Annotated in this window: 20 protein-coding genes; 6 read left to right on the top strand and 14 right to left on the bottom strand. The window is 69.1% G+C overall.

From position 1 onward, the window contains the following. Positions 1–9 precede the first annotated feature (9 nt). Together CX1_RS00580 and CX1_RS00575 are read left to right on the top strand one after the other, a co-directional pair. Complete coding sequence (locus CX1_RS00580; protein WP_046649874.1) at positions 10–783, top strand: alpha/beta hydrolase family protein; 774 nt, start codon at positions 10–12, stop codon at positions 781–783. A 69-nt stretch (positions 784–852) separates the two neighbouring features. Continuing rightward, a complete protein-coding gene (locus CX1_RS00575; protein ID WP_052753087.1) occupies positions 853–1968 on the top strand; it encodes a carboxylesterase family protein in 1116 nt (371 codons plus the stop codon). 12 nt (positions 1969–1980) lie between these two features. Here the strand turns inward: CX1_RS00575 and CX1_RS00570 are convergent, their stop codons facing one another. From CX1_RS00570 to CX1_RS12720, 4 genes are all read right to left on the bottom strand, one after another. Then, positions 1981–3150, bottom strand: coding sequence for an ATP-binding protein (locus CX1_RS00570; protein WP_046649875.1), 1170 nt, complete (start codon positions 3148–3150; stop codon positions 1981–1983). A 114-nt stretch (positions 3151–3264) separates the two neighbouring features. Beyond that, complete coding sequence (locus CX1_RS00565; RefSeq protein WP_046649876.1) at positions 3265–5148, bottom strand: ABC-F family ATP-binding cassette domain-containing protein; 1884 nt, start codon at positions 5146–5148, stop codon at positions 3265–3267. Between the two features lie 137 nt (positions 5149–5285). Beyond that, positions 5286–6209 carry a 4-(cytidine 5'-diphospho)-2-C-methyl-D-erythritol kinase gene (locus tag CX1_RS00560; RefSeq protein ID WP_060925241.1) on the bottom strand — a complete coding sequence of 308 codons (924 nt, stop codon included), beginning with the start codon at positions 6207–6209 and terminating at the stop codon, positions 5286–5288. Between the two features lie 97 nt (positions 6210–6306). Next, positions 6307–6747: a hypothetical protein gene (locus CX1_RS12720; protein WP_244465419.1), complete on the bottom strand. Its 441-nt coding sequence runs from the start codon at positions 6745–6747 to the stop codon at positions 6307–6309. 160 nt (positions 6748–6907) lie between these two features. On the opposite strand from CX1_RS12720, the gene CX1_RS12480 reads away from it, so the two are divergent. Together CX1_RS12480 and CX1_RS00545 are read left to right on the top strand one after the other, a co-directional pair. Continuing rightward, positions 6908–7753, top strand: coding sequence for a metallophosphoesterase family protein (locus CX1_RS12480; protein WP_169793201.1), 846 nt, complete (start codon positions 6908–6910; stop codon positions 7751–7753). Between the two features lie 2 nt (positions 7754–7755). Beyond that, positions 7756–8604 (top strand): ParB N-terminal domain-containing protein, encoded by an 849-nt coding sequence (locus tag CX1_RS00545; protein ID WP_046649879.1) that lies wholly within the window; start codon positions 7756–7758, stop codon positions 8602–8604. An 86-nt stretch (positions 8605–8690) separates the two neighbouring features. On the opposite strand, the gene CX1_RS00540 is transcribed toward CX1_RS00545, so the two are convergent. Genes CX1_RS00540 through CX1_RS00525 form a run of 4 tightly spaced genes read right to left on the bottom strand, consistent with a single transcriptional unit; the run spans position 8691 to position 13168 of the window. Next, on the bottom strand, positions 8691–9866 hold the full coding sequence (locus CX1_RS00540) for an ABC transporter ATP-binding protein (RefSeq protein ID WP_046649880.1): 1176 nt from the start codon (positions 9864–9866) through the stop codon (positions 8691–8693). Between the two features lie 6 nt (positions 9867–9872). Then, positions 9873–10706, bottom strand: coding sequence for a carbohydrate ABC transporter permease (locus CX1_RS00535; protein WP_046649881.1), 834 nt, complete (start codon positions 10704–10706; stop codon positions 9873–9875). Between the two features lie 6 nt (positions 10707–10712). Further along, entirely contained in the window at positions 10713–11672 is a 960-nt protein-coding gene (locus CX1_RS00530) for a carbohydrate ABC transporter permease (protein ID WP_046649882.1), read from the bottom strand. Then, complete coding sequence (locus tag CX1_RS00525; protein ID WP_082718948.1) at positions 11672–13168, bottom strand: extracellular solute-binding protein; 1497 nt, start codon at positions 13166–13168, stop codon at positions 11672–11674. Before CX1_RS00525 ends, CX1_RS00530 begins: the two co-directional genes overlap by 1 nt. Positions 13169–13409: 241 nt before the next feature. Between CX1_RS00525 and CX1_RS00520 the strand changes: the two genes are divergently transcribed. Continuing rightward, the gene (locus tag CX1_RS00520; RefSeq protein ID WP_052753088.1) at positions 13410–13919 is read left to right on the top strand and encodes an NUDIX hydrolase; all 510 of its coding nucleotides are present in this window, start codon (positions 13410–13412) and stop codon (positions 13917–13919) included. 37 nt (positions 13920–13956) lie between these two features. Here CX1_RS00520 and CX1_RS00515 read toward each other — a convergent pair whose 3' ends face one another. The 5 genes from CX1_RS00515 to CX1_RS00495 all read right to left on the bottom strand — a co-directional run bounded on the left by CX1_RS00515 (position 13957) and on the right by CX1_RS00495 (position 18901). Next, complete coding sequence (locus CX1_RS00515; RefSeq protein ID WP_146780798.1) at positions 13957–14517, bottom strand: hypothetical protein; 561 nt, start codon at positions 14515–14517, stop codon at positions 13957–13959. After that, positions 14514–15413, bottom strand: a complete 900-nt coding sequence (locus tag CX1_RS00510; protein WP_146780796.1) for a hypothetical protein — start codon at positions 15411–15413, stop codon at positions 14514–14516. The genes CX1_RS00515 and CX1_RS00510 overlap by 4 nt, the downstream gene beginning before the upstream one ends. Before the next feature lie 253 nt (positions 15414–15666). Continuing rightward, entirely contained in the window at positions 15667–16626 is a 960-nt protein-coding gene (rsmA, locus tag CX1_RS00505; protein ID WP_060925132.1) for a 16S rRNA (adenine(1518)-N(6)/adenine(1519)-N(6))-dimethyltransferase RsmA, read from the bottom strand. Beyond that, positions 16627–17763 carry a resuscitation-promoting factor gene (locus CX1_RS12865; RefSeq protein WP_060925131.1) on the bottom strand — a complete coding sequence of 379 codons (1137 nt, stop codon included), beginning with the start codon at positions 17761–17763 and terminating at the stop codon, positions 16627–16629. 298 nt (positions 17764–18061) lie between these two features. Further along, entirely contained in the window at positions 18062–18901 is an 840-nt protein-coding gene (locus CX1_RS00495; RefSeq protein WP_046649886.1) for a TatD family hydrolase, read from the bottom strand. Between the two features lie 37 nt (positions 18902–18938). On the opposite strand from CX1_RS00495, the gene CX1_RS00490 reads away from it, so the two are divergent. After that, on the top strand, positions 18939–19685 hold the full coding sequence (locus CX1_RS00490; RefSeq protein ID WP_052753089.1) for a DUF1707 domain-containing protein: 747 nt from the start codon (positions 18939–18941) through the stop codon (positions 19683–19685). Between the two features lie 6 nt (positions 19686–19691). Here CX1_RS00490 and metG read toward each other — a convergent pair whose 3' ends face one another. Continuing rightward, positions 19692–21545 carry a methionine--tRNA ligase gene (gene metG, locus CX1_RS00485; protein WP_046649887.1) on the bottom strand — a complete coding sequence of 618 codons (1854 nt, stop codon included), beginning with the start codon at positions 21543–21545 and terminating at the stop codon, positions 19692–19694. Positions 21546–21565: the final 20 nt, after the last annotated feature.

The raw sequence follows: 21565 nt of genomic DNA, 5'->3' as shown, positions 1-21565 counted from the left end.
TCCGTTTACATGCCCAGCAAGAACGTCACCTTCACCGGATCCACGGGCGAAACCCTCGCCGCAACGATCGACCTGCCCGACGGCCAACCCCGCGCCTGGGCGCTGTTCGCGCACTGCTTCACCTGCAACCGGAAGGTGCCGGGGGCCGCGCGGACGTGCCGCGCGCTGGCCAAGCAGGGCATCGCCTGCCTGCGCTTCGACTTCACCGGGCTCGGCGAATCGGGGGGATCCTTCGCCGACACCACGTTCCTGACCAACGTCGACGACCTCGTCGCCGCCTACGAATTCCTCGCCGCCGAATACACCGCGCCGTCGCTGCTGATCGGGCACTCCCTCGGCGGCGCCGCGGCGATCCTCGCCGGTCAGCGGATGCCCCTGGTCAAGGCCGTCGCGACGATCGGCGCGCCCTTCGACCCCGCGCACTCGATCTTCCACTTCGCCGACGCCATCGGCGACATCGACGCCCACGGCACGCAGACCCTGTCCATTGCCGGCCGCGACATCCCGATCTCGCGCGAGTTCCTGGAAACCCTCGCCGACATCGACCCGGAAACGTACATCCACAAGCTGCGCAGGCCGCTGCTGCTGCTCCACTCCCCGACCGACCAGACCGTCGGCATCGACAGCGCCCAGAAGATTTTCCTGGTCGCCCGCTACCCGAAGTCCCTGATGAGCCTGGACAAGGCCGACCACCTCCTGGTGAAGAAGGGCGCGCCGCAGCGGGCCGCCGATCTGATCCGCACGTGGGCCGAGCCGTACCTGCCCGCCGCCGCGGACGCATAAAGCACGCAGGGCACCGACACGGCCCCGATTCGACGGACGTAAAAGCGTTGGGCGTGGCAACATTGACGCATGAGCGCCATTAACCCCGATCATCGGCCCACGAACGACACCGACCGGCGGGCGAACCCCGCCCCCTCGGCGGGAGCGCCCCGCTGGTACGCGCCCGCCGGCGTGATCCAGGGCTTCCGGGAACCCGCCGCGGAGACGCGCGACCAGCAGGTCATGCGCGCCATCGGCATCCCCTACGCCTACGCCAACCGGCACGAGGTCCCGCAGCCGCTGACCGAGCTTCCCGACGGCGGCATGATCGTCGCCGACCTGCCCGGCCCGACGTGCCCGCAGCGGCCGTCGCCGGCGGGCAAGAAGATCGCGCCGCACGCGCAGCCGCGCCACCACGGCGAGCATTGCCAGCACCTGGCCATCACCGTGCCCGATGACACTCCGGCCGACGCGAAGCTGCCGGTGATGGTGTGGATCCACGGCGGCGCGAACATCGCCGGCGGCGGCGACATCCCTCGCTTCAACCCGTCGCAGATGGCCGCGGAGAACGACGTCATCGTCGTCTCCATCAACTTCCGCCTGGGCGCGTACGGCTTCCTCGGCGGCGGCGCCGACCGCGCCGAGGGCGTGCCCCCGGCCAACCTCGGCCTCATGGACATCCAGGCCGGGCTGGAGTGGGTCCGCGCCAACATCGCCGCGTTCGGCGGAGATCCCGGGCAGATCACCATGTTCGGTCAGTCCGCCGGCGCGGACCTCATCCTGTCGCTGATGGTGGTGGCCGGCGCCGACAAGCTGCGGGCCGGACGGGATGGCGGCGGGGACGTCGCAAAGCAGTTCCAGCCGCCGTTCCGCCGTGCCATCCTGCAGTCGCTGGCGTTCGGATTCCTCGGCGGGCGCGGGCCGATGTACGACGCCATGGTCGACGCCGCCGGCCCCATCGACCGCGGCGCCTCCGAGGCGGGCATCGCCGCCGCCGAGGACCGCGCCACCGAGGCCGCGCGTCCGTTCAAGAACGGGCAGGCCATGCCGTGGGGCGTGCGCTACGGCGCGGCGCCGATGCCCGACGAATTGCTGTTCGAGGCCGCACTGTCCGCCGCGACCGGAAGGCGATGCAGGCGATTTGGACGCAGTTCGCCAAGACCGGCGCGGTGGCCAACTCCGTGCTGGGGCGCGCGCCGTTCCTGAAGGTGGAGAAGGTCAATCCTGGGGATCGTCCGTGAGCGGCCCGATTCCCGCGGCCACTGCGTGATCACGCAGATACTCCCTCATGTACGGAAGCGCATAATCGACTTTCCCGTAGCCAGCTTCAACGATCATCTCGGCGTCCAGAAGGCGCCTCCGGTAGTTTCCCGCATAGGGGCGGCTGACGCCCATTCGATCCGCAATGTCCGCCACGACGCTGGGGCCATCATCGAGGGCCATATAAGCGAGGAAGCTTCGATCCACTCCAGAGAGGTCGTGCAGCGCAGGTTCATGGACCAGCTGGCCCATTTTTCGCCGAGCCTTCGCAACGCCCTTGACCACCGAGTCTTCGTCGATGACGTCGCCATTGCGAGCGCGAAATGACCAATCTCCGACGAGCTGAATGAGAAACGGATAGCCTCCGCATGCTCGTACAGCCGTCTCCAGAGCCTCCCCGACCCACGTCACTCCGGCATCCTCCGCAGGAGTCCCCAGCGCCATCCGAATATCCGAAGGCGCGACGGCCCCAAGATTGACCCGGTTCGCCCGACGGATGAATGTGATCGGGTTCGTGTCTTCTTTACTCTGGAGCAGCGGCTTGACCGCCGATGGAATGCCCGCCAGCACCACGCTGATCTCGCGTTCCTCACGGACCAAGTGCTGCGTCACTGCAGCCAGTTCGATCAACTCGTCCCTGCTGTGGTGGTGCAACTCATCGAGGGTGATGAGAACTCCCGCGGGCGGCTGCCCCACCGCCACGGCCATCGACTCGATCTGATCCAACAGCGCGTTCAGGGAAGCGCGCAAACCATCAGGCGCAACGCGGCTTCCCCCTTCCCATTGAACCCCGAAGCCGGCGGCCTGCACGCCACGAAGCTTCGGAACTTCCCGCCCTTCCAGCTTCTCGGCGTGGAGGTCCGCTTCATCTCCCAAGCGTCGACAGAAGCCCGGTGTCGCGGTTTCGGAGAGCACGACCCAGCCCCGCTCCCGGGCTCGGTCTTCGAAGCTGTTCAAAAGCACGGTCTTACCCACACCACGCGCACCCGTGACCACTGTGATGCGCTCATGCGTTCCCGGACCGTTGTCCAACGCATATGAAAAGTCCGAAATGACCTCATCCCGACCAACCAAAAGCGGCGGGTCCACGCCCAAACTTGCACGATATGGGTTCTTGACGGTTGTCATGCCCCCAAGGGCACCGAGACTTTTGAACGGTTGTGAATGTTATGAATCTTTTGACTCGGTGTGAAGGCGCGCGGACCTCTGTCCAGTACCCGCTCAGCCACACGAACAGCGCCGTTACTCCAGCTCTTCGCCCACTTCCATCCACCGCATCTCGATCTCCTCGCGCTCCTCGCGCAGCGCGGTGATCTCGCGGTCGATTTCGGCCAGGCGGGCGGTGTCGAGGTTGGCGACGTCCTCGGAGATCTTCGCCATCTCGTCGTTGAGCTTGGATTCCTTCTGGTCCATCTTCGCGATCTGCCGCTCCAGGCGGTTGAGCTCCTTGCGCAGCTCCCGCTCCTCCTGAGAGGACAGGGTTTTCGCGGTCCCGGAGTTCCCCGCCGCTCCCGCGGGCGCACCGGCGGAGGAATCGGCCGGGACGTCGTCACGCGAAACACCCGGGGCCGCCGCATACCCGGCGGTCGCCCGCGACGGCGCCGCGCCACCGACGCCGGCCGCCGCCAACGCCTTGCGACGCTGCAGGTACTCCTCGATGCCGCCCGGCAGGTTGGTCAGGCCGCCATCGCCGAACAGCGCCCACGTGGTGTCGCAGACGCGCTCGACCAGGTAACGGTCGTGCGAAATGACCACCAGCGTGCCCGGCCAGTTGTCCAGCAGATCCTCGAGCTCCTGGAGCGTGTCGATGTCCAGGTCGTTGGTCGGCTCGTCGAGAAGCAGCAGGTTCGGCTCGGCCATGAGCACGCGCGTGAGCTGCAGGCGACGGCGCTCGCCACCGGAGAGATTGCCGATGGGCGTGCGCTGGCGCTTCGGCGTGAAGCCCAGGCGCTCCGCCAGCTGCGACGCAGACATCTGCTTGTCGCCGAATTCGATGTAGGTGGCCACGTCCTCGATCGCGTCGAGCACCCGCATGTCCATGGGCAGATCGTCGAGCTCCTGGCGCAGCCAGCCCAGGCGCACGGTCTTGCCCTCGATGCGCTTGCCCTCGTCGAGCGGGTGCTCGCCGGCCAACGTGCGCAGCAGCGTGGTCTTGCCGGATCCGTTGACGCCGACCAGGCCGATGCGCTCGCCCGGCGCCAAACGCCACGTCAGGTCCTCGACCAACCGGCGACCGTCCGGCGCGGAGAACGCGGCGTCCTCCAACTCCACGACGACTTTGCCCTGGCGGCGCTTGGAAAACGCCATCAGCTCCACGCTGTCGCGCGGCGCCGGCACGTTGGAGATCAGCGCCTCGGCGGCCTCGATGCGGTAGCGCGGCTTAGACGTGCGGGCCGGGGCACCGCGGCGCAGCCACGCCAGCTCCTTGCGCGCCAGGTTCTGGCGGCGGGCCTCCGCCGCGTCGGCCTGGCGGGCGCGCTCGGCACGGGCGAAGGTCCAGTCGTTGTAGCCGCCGTCGTAGAAATCGACCTGCCCGTCGTGGACCTCCCACGTCTTCGTGGCCACGGTGTCCAGGAACCAGCGATCGTGGGTGACCACCACCAGCGCCGAGCGCCGCGACATCACGTGATCGGCCAGCCACTGCACGCCCTCAATGTCCAGGTGGTTGGTCGGCTCGTCGAGGATCAGCAGGTCCAGGTCCTGCACCAACGCCGCACCGAGGTTGACGCGTCGCCGCTCGCCGCCGGAGAGCTCCCCGACCTTCGTGTCCAGCCCCAGCTCGCCCAGCCCGAGGCCATCGAGGACGTTGCGGATCTTCGCGTCACCCGCCCACTCGTGTTCGGCGACGCCCAGCGGCGCGATGACGCTGTCGAAGATCGTCGCCTCCGGATCCAGCTCCGCGCCCTGCGTGACATGCGCCATGGCCAAGTCGTTGTTGCGCGACACGCGGCCGGAATCGGCGGGCTCGACGCCGGCGAGGATCTTCAGCAGCGTCGACTTGCCGCCGCCGTTGAGCCCCACCACGCCGATGCGGTCGCCGGACTGGATGCCCAGGCTCACCCCGTCGAGCAGGGTTTTCAGCCCGAAGGTCTTGCTGACGTTCTCCAGATTGATCAGGTTCGCCATTGCGGCTTCTCGAACTCCTCGCGGGGTCTGTTTGGTGGTGGTGCGGGTCGGTGGTCGTGCGGATGGTGGTGCGGGTCGGTGGTGGTCGGGAGTGATGCGGGTCGGTGGCACTGGTCGGTGATGTAGTGCCGCCGGGCTTACTGGACGATGCGCGCTCCCGGCGCGGGGCCGGATGCGGTGAGCGTGGCCGCGCAGGTGCCGGACGTGGCCAGGTGGGCGGCGACGTCGAGCGCATGCTCCCGGTCGCGGCACAGGAACGCCGTGGTCGGGCCGGACCCGGACACGATGCCCGCCAGCGCTCCGCCGTCGAGACCCGCGCGCAGGGTGGTGCGCAGCTCGGGCTTGAGGGATATCGCCGCCGGCTGCAGGTCGTTGGCCAGGTGCGCCGCCAATTGATCCGGGGAGCCGGAGGCCAGCGCCTTGATCAGGTCGTCGGGCGCGGCGGCGCGGGGCACCTCCCGTTCCTCGCGGAGACGGTCGATGGTGCGGAACACTTCCGGCGTGGACAGGCCGCCCTTGGCCAGCGCAAGCGCCCAGTGGTACTCGCCGCGAACCAGCACGGGCACCAGGTTCTCGCCGCGCCCCGCGCCCAGCGCGGTGCCGCCGAGCAGGCAGAACGGCACGTCGGAGCCCAGATCGGCGGCCAGGCCGAGCAATTCGTCGTCGGTCAGCGGCAGCTCGAAGAACTCGCGCGCCGCCAGCAGCGCGGCCGCCGCGTCCGCCGACCCCCCGGCCATGCCACCGGCGACGGGGATGGACTTGTCGATGTGGATCGCCGCCACCCGCGGCACCTTCGACTCCGCGGCTTCGACGGCGGCGATGACCGCCCGCCACGCCAGATTCGATTCATCGGTGGGCACGTGCTTCGCCGAATCCCCCGACACCGTCAGCCCCGCCACGTGTCCCGTGGCGTCGCCCCGGAGCACCTCCGTCAAAGTGACGGTGGTCGGCAACGACAGCGACTGGAAGACCGTGACCAACTCATGGAAACCGTCCGGGCGCACATCGCCGCAGCCGAGGTGCAGGTTGACCTTGGCATGCGCGGTCGCGGACACGGTCAACGGCGTGCGGCCGTCCGGCGTCGGCGCGACGGAGCGCGGCGTGGGCGTCGGCTTCGGGGGGTTGGGCGGGTTCACGCCGTCCGAGTCTACCCGCGCGCTACACCTCCCCTGCCCAGTCGAAGCCGCCGCCGCACAGCTGCTCCGGGCAGCCGTTCCACGTCTTGGCGAAGTGGGCGATGATCCGCCGCCCCGCGTCCATCGGGTATTCCGGGGCGACGCTGCCGTGCATCGCCGTCGCCGAGCGCTCCACCGCATCGTGGAAGAAGCGGCACACCTCCGCGTACCGCCACATGTCCATGATCACGCGGCACACCTCCGGGTGGGTGATGGATTCCCGGTCGCTCGCGCCGCGTCCCAGCGCACGGCCGATCATGTACCGGACCAGTTCGCGGTCGACGTCGTGGTCCTCGCCGCAATCGCACCAGCCCGACCCCTGGTTCGGCATCTCCCACACGTCGGGGATCTCCGTCGGCGCCGCGGGTGCAACGGGCGCAACGGGTGCAGTGGGTGCAACGGGTTCTGCGATGGGCGTGGTCATGGCGATTCTCCTTCTGCTTTGCGACGTATGCCGTCACCGTAGAAGACGCCCCGGATCGACCGGCCGGGAAAGCCCGCGCCGTTCGAACACCCGCCGCCATGCACGCCGCGACGCACACCGCACTGCCCCCACGCCGCCCATTCGCATACGGTCGAACCCGATGGAACATCAACGTCGCAAAGCACGGGGCCCGGTCACCGTCCTGGCCATCGCCGACGAGGAACGTCCCGCACTGACGATCCCCGGCGGCGTCGACCTCGGCCCCGGAAACCGGCCGGACCTGCTGCTGTCCGCCGGGGACCTCGACTTCGCCTACGTCGCCGCGGTCGCCGACGCCTTCGACGTGCCCTGCGTGATGGTGCCCGGCAACCACGACCCGTCGCTGGAGGGATTCCGGCTCACGCCCGCCGGATGGTTGCGCGCCGGACGGCACGACTCCTGGCCCGGCCCCGAGGGGGCGTGGGCCGCCGACCGGGACGTCGTCGACGTCGCCGGACTGCGCATCGCGGGTCTCGGCGGCTGCGGGCGCTACTCCTCCGGCCCCAACCAGTGGACCGGAGCCCAGGCGATGCGGCGCGCACGGCGGGTGGTGCGCAAAGCCCGGCGCGCCCACCGCTCCGGCGGCGGACCGGCAACGCGCGCGCTCGTCGACGTCCTGCTCACCCACGCCCCCGGCACACCCGGCGCGGGGACCGACGACGTGCACCGCGCGCTGCCGGCCGTCGACGCGCTCGTCGAACGGCTCCGCCCCGCCCTCCACCTGCACGGCCACGTGCATTTGCACGGGGCGGACAGGAGGGTATTCTCGCTGCCTCCCGGGGACGGTGCCGCCGGAGAATCCGCGGCGCACACCGCCGCCCACGGCAGCGCCCAGGGCACCCGCCGCAGCACCCTCGTCGTCAACACCGTCGGGTGGACGCTCACCCGCGTCCATCCGGCGCACGGGACCCCGCACTCCACCCTGCGCTCCACACCTCGCGCCGCATTGCTCCTGAAAGGACGTTGACCATGGCCGACACCGGTTTCCCCGACGCCGACGCCCAGGCCGACTTCTCCCGCGCCCGACGCCGCGCCCGCCTGAGCAGGGCCGTGGCACGGCTGCGCCGCCAACCCGACGACATCACGCAGGTCCTCCCCTACGACGAGGTCGTCGCCGCGCTGGGCGAAACCGGCCGCCGCGAGCTCGGCCTGGTCGACGTCCCCGTCGAGGCGATCGTCGGCTCGGTCGACCGCACCGGCCAGTTCGACCGCGACTTCCGCCCCACCACGTCGATATCCCGCGAACGGTGGGCCCGCATCAACGCCGCCCAGCGCCGCGGCGAAACGGTCCCGCCGGTGCGGTTGCGCAAGGTCGGCGGCATGTACTTCGTCGTCGACGGCCACCACCGCGTCTCCATCGCCCGCAATCGCGGCAATTCGCACATCGACGCCCACGTCACGGAGATCCTTACGCGCGTCGACGCCGACGGCATCCGCTCCAACCGCGACCTGGTGCTCAAGGACCACCGCCGCATCTTCCTGTCGCGCGTGCCGCTGCCCGCCGAGCGAGCCGCAAGGATCGTCCTGCCCAACCCCTGGAAGTACGCCGAGCTCGCGGAAAACGTCGAGGCCTGGGGCTTCCGCACCATGCAGGCAGAGCGCGCGTTCCTCCCCCGCGAGGACGTCGCCGACCGCTGGTTCACCACCGAGTACGAGCCGGTCGTCGCCGCCGCCCGCGCCGTCGGCCTAGCCCCCAACCACACCGACGCCGAACTCTACGTGTGGATCGCCGCGGAACGCTACCGCCTCATCCGCCGCCACGAATGGTCGGACGACGTCTTCGAGCGGGTACGCGAAACCGGCCGCCAACCCGAGTGATCCGGGTCGGCGGCCGGTGAGGGCCGGTGCTTCACGAGGGCCCGGCGCGCACGCGGCCACGCCGGGCTTGGTCGATCAACTGCGGGTCACAGCCCCAGGTTGTCGCCGGTCTCCGCGTCGAAGACGGTGACCTTCGCGGGGTCGAACCACAGCGACACCTTCTCGCCGCGCCGCGCCGGCGACTCCGCCGACAGCCGCGCGACCATGGTGCCCGTGGACTTGTCGTCCAGGCCCGCGTCCGCCGCGGCCGCCGACGATGCGACGCCGCCGGCGCCCTTCTCCCCCGTCTCCGGGGCGGTGAAGTGCGCGAACTTGTCCGAGCCCATCGACTCGAGCACCTCGACGTCAACCTCGGTGACCACGCCGTTGCCGCGCTGGTCCTCCTCGACCAGGGACGCGTCCTCGAACGCCTCCGGGCGCAGGCCGACGATGACCTGGCGGTCGTTGGAATCCCCCAGCTTGGACGCCAGTTCCTCGCCCAGGGGGATGTCGCCCAACCCGGTGGACACCACGCCGCCGTTGAGGCGGCCGGGCGTGAAGTTCATCGACGGCGAGCCGATGAAACCGGCGATGAACAGGTTCTTCGGGTGATCGTAGAGCTCCTGCGGCTCGCCGACCTGCTGGATCACGCCGCCCTTCATCACCACGACGCGGTCGCCGAGGGTCATCGCCTCGGTCTGGTCGTGCGTGACGTAGACGGTGGTGACGCCCAGCTGATCCTGCAGCCGTGAAATCTCCGCGCGCATCTGCACGCGCAGCTTCGCGTCGAGGTTCGACAGCGGCTCGTCCATGAGGAACACCTTCGGGCGGCGCACGATCGCACGGCCCATGGCCACGCGCTGGCGCTGCCCGCCCGACAGGTTCGACGGCTTGCGGTCCAGGTACGGATCCAGATCGAGGATGCGCGAGGCCTCGGCGACCTTCTCGTCGATCTCCTTCTTCGGCAGCTTCGCCAGCTTCAGCGGGAACTCGATGTTCTCGCGCACCGTCATGTGCGGGTACAGCGCGTAGGACTGGAACACCATCGCGATGTCGCGGTCCTTCGGGGCGACGTCGTTGACGCGGTCGCCGCCGATGAGCAGATCACCGTCGGTGATGTCCTCCAGCCCGGCGATCATGTTCAGCGTCGTCGACTTGCCGCAGCCCGACGGGCCGACGAGGATGATGAACTCCCCGTCCTTGATGTGCAGGTTCGCGTCGTCGACGCCGACGGCCCCGTCCGGGAACCTCTTGGACACGTTCTTGAGTTCGATTTCGGCCATGACTTGCTATCCCTTCACTGCGCCGGAGGTCAGGCCGGCCACGATGCGGCGTTGGAAAATGACGACGAAGATGATGATCGGGATGGTGATGACGATCGCCGCCGCGGCGATCGAACCCGTCGGCTCCTCGAACTGGGACGAACCCGTGAAGTTGGCCATCGCGGCCGGTGCGGTGCGGGCGGCCTCCGTGGAGGTCAGCGACACCGCCAACAGGAAGTCGTTCCACGCGAAGATGAACACCAGGATCGCCGCGGTGACGATGCCCGGGATGGCCAACGGAGCCACCACCAGGCGGAACGCCTGAAACGGCGTGGCGCCGTCCATCTGCGCGGCCTTCTCCAGCTCCCACGGGATCTCCTTGAAGAAGGACGACAGGATGAAGATGGCCATCGGCAGCGCGAACGTGATGTACGGCAGGATCAGGCCGGGCCACGTGTCGAACAGGCCGAGCTTGCGCTCGATGTCGAACAGCGGGCTGACCAGCGACACCTGCGGGAACATCGCGATGAGCAGCGAAACGCCGAGGATCACCGACTTGCCGGGGAACGTCAGGCGGGCGATGGCGTAGGCGGCCATGGTGCCCACGATGACGGCGATCAACGTGGTGATGATGCCGATGCCGATCGAGTTGATCAGCGCCCGGGTGAACTCCGACGTGGAGAAGATCCCCTTGTAGTTGTCCAGGGTCCACTCGCGCGGAATGAAATGCCCGTCGTGGAGGGTGGCCGTGGTCTTGAACGACAATGACGCGATCCAGGCCACGGGCACCAGCGCGTACAAGACGACGAGCACCAGCGCGATGGTCCAGAGCGCCTTTTCTTTTCCGGTTCCTCGTTGCATGGCCGATCACTCCTTCCCGTTGCCCGGGGTCGATGCGCCGAGCCCCTTGACGAAGATGAATGCGATGACGGCCACGCACAGGAAGATCAGCACCGATATCGCGGAGCCGATGCCCAGGTTGAACGCCTTGAACAGGTTGTTGTAGCCGAGGATCGACACCGAGCCGGTGCCGTTGTTGCCCTTGGTCAGGATGTAGATGTTGTCGAACACGCGGAACGCGTCGAGCGTGCGGAACAGCAGCGCCACGATGATCGACGGCTTCATCAGCGGAAGCGTGATCTTGAACAGGCGGTGCCAGAATCCGGCGCCGTCCAGGGCCGCGGCCTTGAGCACGTCGTCCGGCACCAGGGCCAGGCCGGCGAGCAGCAGCAGCGCCATGAACGGCGTGGTCTTCCACACCTCGGCGAGGATGATGATGAAAATCGACGGCCACTGCTCGGTCAGCGGCGCCGACCCGTCGGGAAGCAAATTGGCCAGGTAGCCGGTGCCCGGCGTCCAGGCGTAGTTCCACGAGTAGGCGGCGGCGACGGTGACGATGCCGTAGGGCACCAGCACCACCGTTCGGACGATGCCGCGGCCGAAGATCGCCCGGTGCATGACCATCGCGATGGCCAGGCCGAGAACGAACTCGATGATCACCGAGATCACCGTGATGAACACGGTCACCCACAGCGATTCCCACCAGTAGCCCGACGACAGCACGGCGGCGTAGTTGTCCAGGCCGACGAATTCGCGGTCGGCGGGGAAACGCAGGTCGTAGCGCTGCATCGACAGCCACACGGCGTAGATGATCGGGTACGCGGTGACGGCCAGCATCAGGATCACCGCCGGCGCGACAAGCATCATGCCCAGGCGCCGCTCGGCCTTGCGGCCGTCGGAGTACTTGTGCTTCGCCTTCTTGTCGACGGCGGCCGTCGGCTCATCGGGCGCGACGGACGCGGGCGACGTGGTCTTTGGCGCGGTCATCACGGCACCAACCCTTCGGACTTGATGGCCCGGTCGATCTCGTCGGCGAGTTCGGGCACGAGCGATTCCGGGTCGATCTCGCCCGGCGGGCTCAGCCGCGACGCCAGGAGAATCGACACGGACTGGTAGGCGGGCGACGCGGGGCGAACGGCGACGGAGACGGTGCGTTCATCGGGGAGCAGGCTCTGCTCCTCCGGCCCCAGGTCCGCCGGGTCGAGCGTGTTGAGCGACTCGAAGATCTCCCGGTAGAAGGGGTACTCCTCGATGAACTCGTCGGTCGCCTCGGTGTACAGCTTGGTCAGCGTCGGCGGCAGGCCGCCGGTGAGCGCGTTGTGCAACTGGTTTTCTTCGTTGCGCAGGCACTCGATGGCCTCGAACGCGAGATCCTGGTTCTTCGACGTCGACGGCACGGCGATGTTGAGGCCGCCGATGGTCGCCTTGGACGGCTCGTCGGCCTCCATGCCGGGGTAGACCGCCCAGCCGAGGTCGTCGAAGGCCTCCTTGGCGCGGGCGTCGCCGCCCTCCGCCTTCTCCTTCAGGCCCGCGTACACGAACGGGTAGTTGACCTGCATGAATGCGTCGCCGCGGTCGAAGGCCAGGCGGGCCATGTTCTCGTCGAGCTGCGACGTCGACGGATCGGCGCCCTTCGCGGTGGCCACGGCCTTCATCGCTTCCAGTGCGCGCTGGGCGGCGTCGCCTTCGTCGATGGTGGCTTCGCGGCCGGACTCGTCGACGATGGAGCCGCCGGCGGCTTCGAGCATGGAGTTGAACCACACGACCACGCCCTCGTACTGCGCGGCCTGCACGCCGATGTAGGAGGGCTTGCCCTCGTCGGCGAGCGTTCCGCCGTGCGCGGCGATTTCCTTCCACGTGCGCGGGGGCGCCGGCTGGCCGTCGGGGCCCTGCGGCATCAGCGACTTGCGGTACCACATGAGCTGCGTGTTCGTGTTCAGCGGAGCGCCGTAGACCTTGTCGTCCCACGTGGCGGTTTCCATCGGGCCGGACAGCGTGCCGTCCTCGACCCGCTTGGCGACGTCCTCCGGGAACTCGACCGCCCAGCCCGCTTCGGCGAACTCGGCGGTCCACGTGACGTCCAGACCCATGATGTCGAAGGAATCGTCGCCGCCGACGATGCGCCGCGCCAGCTGCAGGCGCTGGTCGTCGGTCTGCTTGGCGGAGACGTCGTACTCGATGGTGTACCGGCCGTCGGCCTGGTCCGAGCATTTCTGCGCGGCGGCGGTGTACTGGTCGACGCCGTCGGCGGGGCCCATGAACCGCAGGACGGTCGGCCCGCCCTCGTCGGTGCCGCAGGCCGCCAGCATCGGGGATGCGACGGTCAGCGCCGCGAGCAGCGCCGCGGACTTGCGCTTCCAATGTGCTTTGCGACGGGGGCGTGCGACGTCCGCCGTCGCTTCCGGTTCATGTGGCCGCCCATGGAGCCGGCGGCCCCATCGTCGGTGATCCCCCGTCGGGGATCGTCCTTGCGAAGCCCTCATGGTTCCATCAGCTCCTCTTGTCGGAGATTTGATAAGCCATTTCTCAGTGTACGACGATCACTGTTTTTGCATGAGGAACTTTATTGGAAAGTTATGGGCGGCCGCCGTGACCAGGGAATGCGCCGGCAACGGCGCCGTCCCGAGAAGGGTCACCGGATGCGGCCCGTGGGAGGGGCGGCGCGGGTGGGGGCGACCGACCGTGGATTGCGCGGCGAATCCGGGGCCACCTTAAGATTTCCCCATGATCGACGACCGCCACCACGACAAGCCTGCCACCAGCCGCCGCGAGCCCGAGGGCACGGCCACGTTGTCCGCCTGGCCGGAGGCGGACGGCTGGGTCTGCAACGTCCTGGTGCGCCGCGGTGACCGATTGCTGGTGCTGCGCCGCGCCCCCGGCGGCTATCTCGGCGATCAGTGGGATGTGCCCGGAGGCAAGAGCGAGCCGGGCGAGGAGCCCGCGGTCGCGGCCCTGCGGGAGTTGACGGAGGAGACGGGCCTGGTCGGTGAACTCGGCCCGGAAGTCGCGCACTGGTCGAATCCCGACACCAAGGGCGGTGACTTCAGGTACCACATCGTCACTTTCGAAGCATTCATCCCCGGCGACGATGCCGACGCCACCGACGCAGGCGAGGCCCCCGAGGTCCCCGAGATCACGCTGACCCGCGAGCACTCCGACTACTTGTGGGCCACGCCCGACGAGCTCGCCGAGCTGCCGCTGGCCTGGCACGTCGGCCGCGTGCTGGGGCGGTGACCCCCACGAGCTCAGCCTCCTCGTCGCACCACCGAAGCTAGAAACCTGCGGCGATGCCGATTTTCACGTCGACATCGTTGGCCCACTCCTCGAGCATCGAGTACCGCTCTTCCGCCGTCATGCGTTCGTCGAACACGCCTTGGCGCCGCAGGAAACCATGGCGCTCCGAATCGGTCATCGGCGCGTCTTCGTCGGCATGCCACCAGGCGGTGCGCTGCGCGATCTTTTCCACGTCACCGCCGACGACCGTCGCCACCCGGTCCGTCGGAACCCGCAGAACCACGCCCGCGATGTCGGAGACGATCCCCGTCGCCATGGTCGCCGCCTCGCCGGCGTCAGTAGCGCCCCACCGACCGCCCGGCCTTTGCACCACGACATCGACCACTCCGACGTTTGCCGCGCGGTCAAAGGTCAAGTCCAACCCGGGAAACCGTTTGAGGTGCCGCTCCAGCTCGTCGAAGTTCGCCACGGCGGCCGGCGCGTCGTCCGGCACTGCGACCGGCACGGCGGCCGCCCCGGGATCGGCGACCGCCCCACAGCGAATGACATCCGTCACCGAGAACTCGACCGTCACGCGCCATACGTCCGAGCTGCTCACGCCGCCGTCCAATCCGCCGGCGTGCGATTCTCGTCGTCCCACGTCAGGATCTGCCAAACCGCTTCGTCTCCGATGAGGTCGGCGGCCTCGATGCTCTCGACGCGACACTCCTTCAGGTCCGCGACGGCATCATCGACGCTGGTCAGGTCCAGCCACATCACGCGCAGCACGTCACGCCCGCTCTCGCGGTAGCGAACCACCGCGTAGGCCAGTTCGGGGTCGTCGAAACCGTCGAGCCAGTGGTGGCCGTCCAGGTCACCGCGATGGGACTCGCGATCACCCATCTCCAGGGCGCCATGCAGTCCCTCGAGCCACGCGATCGCCTTCGCGCGGTTCTTCTCCGTCAGCCGCTTCATCTGCTCGCGCTTCCGGTCCCGCGCCCGGCGAGTTTCGTCGGATACCCAGCCCGCGAACATCCGCGCCACGATCTTCCGCAGGCCTTCCGCCGTCTTCGCGGTCTTGGTCATCGCGGGCTCGAAGCCCCGCTTCGCCACGCCGACCGGCACGGGGAACCCGCCGGCACCGAACGCCGCCACGTCCCACGCGGCACCACCGGCCCGCGTCCCGCCGGAGCGATGCCCCAGCTCGATGACGGTGTACGACGCCACCAGCATCTCCCCCGTCTCGGCGACGAGCGTCACCCTCGTGCCGTCGTCGTCACGCCATACGTGCTTCAGGTTCGGCAGGTCGTCGCGCATCTCGTCGATGACGTCGAACGCGTCGAACAACCCCAGCTCGTCGGGGTGGAAGTCGAGGTCGGCGTCCGGGCAGATCAGTCCCCCGCCGGCGGAGGTTCCACCGGGGTCCGCATCGCCCGCGCAGGCGTCGGCGAGCACGCCGCGAAGCGCGCCCGGGGCAGTGAACAAGTGGTCAATGGTTTCATTCGTGAAAGTCATGACCACAAGCTAGAACACGCTCCGGATGACCTGGCCGGAACTTCGGCCGAGTTCTCGAACATGCCAGCTCACCGCCACTTTTCGCTTGACGACGGCCGCCGTCGCTCCCCTTTTCCCCGCCAACGCCAAACCCACCCCGAATGGTTTAACCCACCCGTTACAGCGGGTGGGTTAAACCATTCGGGGTGGGTTAGCGGGTGCCGAGGGCAGCGGGCTCAGCTGAGGTGCCCAGCGGCGGGTGCCGCTCCGCGGGCTACAGCCCGGCGAGCCTGACGAAGTCCGCGACCTCGAGCCGCTCCCCGCGCAGCTTCGGATCGATGCCGGCGGCGACGAGGGCCTCCTCGGCCGCCGCGCCGGATCCGTACACGCCGGACAACGCCGCCCGCAGCGTCTTGCGGCGCTGGGCGAACGCGGCGTCGATGAGCGGCCACACCTTCGCGCGCGCCTCGTCCGACACCGGCCACGGCGCATCACCGGCCGGCGACGGCTCGCCGTCGGGCCCCGGCACGCCGAAGACGTCGATGCGCACCAGGCCGGAATCGACCTTCGGCACCGGCCAAAACACGTTGGGGCCGATGGTCCCGGCCCGGCGCACCGAACCGTGGAAGGCGGCCTTCACGCTGGGCACGCCGTAGATCTTCGACCCCGGCGCGGCGGCCAGGCGCTCGGCGACCTCGAGCTGCACCATCACCAGCACCCGCCGGATCGACGGGAACTCGCGCAGCATGTGCAGCAGCACCGGCACGGACACGTTGTACGGCAGGTTGGCCACGAGGGCGGTCGGCTCGGGGAACTCGGCGGTCGCGGCTCCATCGCCGTCTCCCCCGGCGGCACCTGCGCCGGCGCCCGCAACGGTCTGCTTTCCGACGAGATCATCCCGCGTCACCGTCATCGCGTCCTTGAGAACCAGGTTCAGCGGGCGCCCCGGCGCGAATTCCGACACCGTCTGCGGCAGCCGACCGGCCAGGCGCGGATCGATCTCGACCGCCGCGGCGCGGCCGCAGTGCTCCAGCAGCCCGAGGGTCAGCGACCCCAGGCCGGGGCCGACCTCCACCGGATAGTCGTCCGGCGACAGGTCGGCGGCGGCGACGATGCGCCGCACGGTGTTCGGGTCGTGGACGAAGTTCTGGCCGAGCTTCTTCGTCGGCGTCAGATCCAGCTCGGTGGCGAGTTGGCGGACCTCGACGGGCCCGAGAAGACGGACTTCGGTCACTTAGAGCAGCCCCAGCGACGCCGAGCACGCGGGCCACGCGCCCCAGCCCTGGGACGCCTGGACCTTCTCGGCCACGGCGATCTGCTGTTCGCGGGAGGCCTGGCCGGCCGTCGGCGCGTACTGGCCGCCACCGTGGGCGGTCCAGGTCTGCGGGTGGAACTGCAGGCCACCGGAGTAGCCGTTGCCGGTGTCGATGCTCCAGTCGCCGCCGGACTCGCACTGGGCGAGCGCGTCCCACACGGAACCGTTGGCCACGGCCGGGGCGGCGCCCGGGCGGGGCTTGGTGCCCTGGCGGATCGTGGTGACGGTCGGGGCGAGCTTCTCCTCTTCCTTCAGCACCTCGCGGGACAGCTCCTGGCCGTCGCGCGACAGGACCTTGACCTGCATCAGCTTGGTGCCGGCGGCACCCTGGGTCTCCACGATGCGCTCGTCGTCGTAAAGCTCCGGGTCCTCGATGATCTCCTCCGGCGACGGGATCTCGACGTCCTCGGTGACCACCTGCTCGATGAAGCGCGACACGTCGATGCGCATTCCCTCGGCGACCGGGGTCTCCGGCGCCGGGGTGACGGTCTCGCCCTCGCCCAGGACGATGCCGCGCTGCTCGAGCACGTCGGCGACGGTGGCGACGGCCATCTGCAGGCGCCCCTCGCGGCCGGAATCGTTGAGCACGATGTCCTTGGCCGTGACGATGTCCAGCTCGATGCCCTCGGCCGGGATCTTCGCCGACGGCGCCTTGACGGAATCGACGGCGGTGACCTGCGGCAGCGACTCGATGAGCTCATCGACGGTCAGCGCCGTGGTCGTCGTGTTCGTGGTCTTGCCGTCGATGGTCAGCGACACTGGCTTCCCGGAGCGGTAGACCAGCTTCCCGCCGTCGGCGATCTCGCCCTGGCGGATGACCTGGTCACCGTCGGCGACCTCGACGCCGGCCTTGTCCAGGATGCGGGCGTCGTCGCCGAAGATGGTGGACACCTGCTGGATCTCGCCGTCGACGTCGACCGTGACGCTCTTCTGCGCGGCGGCCGCGGTGCCGCCGCCGGCGACCAGGGCCACCAGCAGGCCGCCGGTGGCGACGCGCTTGGTGGTGGTGGCCTTGTTGTTCAGGCGGTTGACGTTCGGCTTGACGTGCTTGCTCACGGTGTAACGGTTCCTCTCGGTGTTCCCCGGGGCGGGCGGGCGATTTCGGCGACCCCGGTGAAAGTACTGCGGTCACGTTACGGTAAAGAACCCGTCGAAGTCCACTAAACGCCCAGGTTGACCACCGATTCGGGCGTTATTCGCACCACAGTTGCCGTTATGGCGGCGTTACACACCCCCATTCGGTGGAAGTCATGTGGCGACTGTGGTGGATGTGACAGCAATTCCCCCGGGCCGAAGGCGCCGAGCGGGCGAACAGGGGCGAAGAGGGGGCGAGAAGGGGCGAGAGGTGGCGGCGCTACAACCCGGGCACCTCGATGCCGTAGATGCGCTCGGCGTTGGCGGTCAGCTGCGCGGCCATCTCCTCGGCCGGGATCCCCCGCGCCTCGGCCATGCACCGCGCCTGCCACCCCACGAACGCCGACTCGTTGCGGGCCCCGCGGTAAGGCTCGGCGGTCATGTACGGCGCGTCGGTCTCCACCAGCAACTGCTCCGCCGGCGCCTCCTCCACCGCCAGCCGCAGGTCGGCGTTGCGCTTGAAGGTGACGTTGCCGGTGAAGGACAGCACGTACCCGCGCTCCAGCGCCTCCCGCGCCACGGCGATCGGCGAGCTGAAGCAATGCAGGATCACCGTCCCGTCGTACCCGTCGAGCTCGCGCATCAGGTTTTCGTCGGCCTCGCGGTTGTGGATCATCAGCGGCTTGCCGACGCCCGCCGCCAACCCCATGTGCCAGTGCAGCGCCTCGATCTGCACGTCCAGCGGCGCGCAGTCGTCCATCTTGCCGATCCAGTACTCGTCCAGCCCGGTCTCCCCGATGGCCACGACCCGCTCCTCCGAGGCCATCTCGGTGAGCCGCGCGCGGGCGGCGTCGTCAAGCTCGTGGGCCCGGGTCGGATGAATCGCCGCAGCCGCCCACACGCGCGGATGCAAGCGCGACGCCGCGACGGCCAGCTCCGTCTCCGGCAGGCCGTCGCCGATGGTGCACACGCCGGCGACTCCGGCGGCCATCGCGCGGTCCATCAGCGCGGCGATCGACGCTTCATCGCGGGCCCCGCAGGACGCGAGGTGCGTGTGCGCGTCGAAGAGCGGCGCGACGTACGGGGCGGGCTGGGCGACGGGGCGCTTTTTCTTTCCCATGTCGGCCAAGTCTAGGCCCGGGGATATCATCGGTGGCATGACGGCCAGCCACGGGAACCCCAGCGGAGACGACGCCAACTACCGCATCAGCGATGCCGAGCGCGAGGCCGCCATGGCCAGCCTCGGCCGCGCGTTCTCCGAGGGCCGCCTGACCATCGACGAATACGACGATCGCGTCCAGCAGGTCGCCTGCGCCCAGACCGGCACCGAACTGCTCCCGCTTTTCGACGACCTGCCCGCCTCCCGCACGGCCGGCCTGCCCGGGCAAGCCCCCGCGAAGCTCTACGCCGGCGAGGAAATCGACGCCGCGTACCAGCACGGCAAGAAGACCCGGCTGGGCCTGCTCGGCTTGACGACGGTCGGCGCCGCCGCCGGCACCATCGTGTGGTCGGCCATGATCGCCTCACCGCTGCCGGCGGTATTGCTGCTGCTCATCCCCACCGTGTGGCTGATGCTGTACGTGATGAAGGTCGGACCCGACTCCTGGCACGTCCCCAGCCCCCAGTCGGTGGAGCGGCAGCGGCTGCGCGAACTGCGGTCGTCGGAGAAGCTCCGCGCCGCCGAACGCAAGGCCGCCGAGCAGGAGCGCGCGGCGAAGCAGAAGATCCTCGAGGAAGAGCGCCTCGCCGAGCTGCGCCTGGAGCGCAAGGCCCAGACCGAGCAGCTGACCAGCCGCGCGATCGGCTTCATGAACAAGGCCTTCGACCCCGAGACGATGGGCCTGAAGAAGCCCGGGGACAAGCGCGGCAAGAAGTCCGGTGGCAACCCCTACGGCGGCGAGTAGCCGCCGCTACTGCTCCGGGTTGACCGGCGCCCACTCCGGGCCGGTCTCCGCCAGCTCCGGATCGAGCTTGGCGAACAGCGGCTTCGGCTTCGACAGCGCCGTGCCCGGCACCATGTCGACGCGGCCCCACGTCGCCTGCTGGTCGGCGTAGTCGCCCATGATCACGGGGTAGGTGCGGCCGGCCTCGGGCAGGCCGACGCCGACGGGCTCGACGGGCATGTCGTCGGAGACCTCGCGGATCTCAGGCATGGCGGCCCACACGCCATCGCGGCCGAGCGTCTCGTGGACCTTCTGCGCCGACGCCGGCAGGAACGGGGTCAGCAGCGTATTGCAGTCGGAGACCACCTGCAGCGCCGTCCACAGCACGGTGGCCAGGCGCTCGCGCTGCGACTCGTCCTTCGCCAGCTTCCACGGCTCCTGGGCGGCGATGTAGGCGTTGGCCTCGCCGACCACGTGCATCGCGGCGGTGACGGCGGCACGGAAGCGCGACGCGCCGAGCGCCGCCCCGGCCTCGTCGAAGGTGCGCGCGGCGAGGTCGAGGAGCGCCGAATCGTCGTCGAGCAATTCGCCCGGCTGCGGGACCTCGCCGAAATTCTTGTGCGCCATGGACACGGTGCGGTTGACCAGGTTGCCCCAACCGTTGGCCAGCTCGTTGTTCACGCGGCGGACGAACTCGTCCCACGTGAAGTCGGTGTCCTGGTTCTCCGGGCCGGCGACCGCGATGAAGTAGCGCAGCGGGTCCGGGCCGAACTCCGCGAGGAAGTCCTTGACGTAAATGACCACGCCCTTCGACGAGGAGAACTTCGAGCCCGACATGGTCAGGTACTCCGAGGACACGACCTCGGTGGGCAGGTCCAGATCGCCGAGCGCGCCGGCCTCGCCGCCACGCGAGCCTTTGCCCGCGTAGCCCAGCAGCTCCGCCGGCCAGATCTGCGAGTGGAACGTGATGTTGTCCTTGCCCATGAAGTAGAAGGACTCCGCGCCGGCACCGTCTTCGCCGCCGCCGACGTTCCAGAAATCGCGCCACGCGTCGGGGCGGCCGACGCGGTACGCCCACTCGATGGACGCCGACAGGTAACCGACGACCGCGTCGAACCAGACGTAGAGCTTCTTGGCGTTGTTGTCCGACCAGCCGTCCAGCGGGATGGGCACGCCCCAGTCGATGTCGCGGGTCATGGCGCGCGGGCGGATGTCCTCGAGGAGGTTCAGCGAAAACTTCAGCACGTTGGGGCGCCAATCCTCGCGGGCCTTCAGCCACTCCGCCAGGGCGTCGGCGATGGCGGGCAGGTCGAGGAGGAAATGCTCGGTCTCGACGAACTTCGGGGTCTCGCCGTTGATCTTGCTCACCGGGTCGATGAGGTCGGCCGGGTCGAGCTGGTTGCCGCAGTTGTCGCACTGGTCGCCGCGGGCGCCGGACGCGCCGCAGATCGGGCAGGTGCCCTCGATGTAGCGGTCGGGCAGCGTGCGGCCCGTCGACGGGGAAATCGCGCCCATCGTCGTCTGCCGCACCATGTAGCCGTTGTCGTGCAGTCCGCGGAACAGCTCCTGCACCACCGCGTAGTGGTTGCGGGTGGTGGTGCGGGTGAACAGGTCGTAGCTCAGGCCCAGACCGGCAAGGTCCTCGACGATCTGGCGGTTGTACCGGTCGGCGAGCTCCTGGACGGTGACGCCCTCCTTCTCCGCCTGGACCAGCAGCGGCGTGCCGTGCTCGTCGGTGCCGGAGACCATCAGCACCTCGTTGCCCGCCATGCGCTGGTAGCGGGCGAAAACGTCGGAGGGGACGCCGAACCCGGCGACGTGCCCGATGTGGCGGGGTCCGTTGGCGTACGGCCAGGCGACGGCGGTGAGGATGCGAGACATGCCTTTCAGGGTAAACCATG

Source organism: Corynebacterium xerosis NBRC 16721 = ATCC 373, assembly GCF_001552415.1.
Classification (GTDB): Bacteria; Actinomycetota; Actinomycetes; order Mycobacteriales; family Mycobacteriaceae; genus Corynebacterium; species Corynebacterium xerosis.
Note: the sequence above shows the minus strand (reverse complement) of the source record. Positions and strands in the feature narration are given on the sequence as shown.